Genomic DNA, 574 nt, shown 5'->3' on the forward strand with positions numbered 1-574 from the left:
ATCGACCTCAGGGAGGTCATCCGGTGTGATCATGCTCTCCCCTTTTGCTCACTCCTGGTGAGGCGGCCCCGGCGCTGAAATGCGCTCGGGGCCGCCCCACGGAAGACCCGAAGGTCAGGACAGCGCGCCGGCCTCAGCTTCGGCGGTGCGCTTCTCGATCTCAGCGGCGATCGCGGCGAGCTTCTCGTCCTTCTTGCCGTCGGACGGGATCTCGATGCCCCACTCTTCGGCGAACGCGTCGATCCGCTCGTGCGTCCAGGACTCGTCCGGACCCTCGATCTCCACGACCTCGGCAGACCGCGCGATCTCCGCGACCAGGCCCACCGAGATGGCGTGCTCGACGCTCGCCTCGGTGAACAGGTCCGCGTTGAATACGCCGCCCTTGTAGATGTACGCCGACGAACCGGCCTTCGTGCGCAGGACGACGGCGCCGCCGACGACCTCGTGAGTGGCGACGTCCTGCGTCGCTTCCTCAGCCACGATCACAGGCCCGTGTCGGTGATCTGCACGCCCGCGAGCGGCTCGAGCACCACGGGGACGGTGACGCGACGAGCGCGGACCGTCCACTTGTCCT

1 protein-coding gene is annotated in these 574 nt (G+C 67.9%); it reads right to left on the bottom strand.

Annotation, left to right across the window (positions count from 1 at the left end):
- Nucleotides 1-114: 114 nt before the first annotated feature.
- Nucleotides 115-480: a hypothetical protein gene (locus tag LL239_RS17555; RefSeq protein WP_228164610.1), complete on the bottom strand. Its 366-nt coding sequence runs from the start codon at nucleotides 478-480 to the stop codon at nucleotides 115-117.
- Between the last annotated feature and the right edge of the window lie 94 nt (nucleotides 481-574).

The sequence above is a fragment of the Microbacterium testaceum genome (assembly GCF_020781835.1).
Taxonomy (GTDB): domain Bacteria; phylum Actinomycetota; class Actinomycetes; order Actinomycetales; family Microbacteriaceae; genus Microbacterium; species Microbacterium testaceum_H.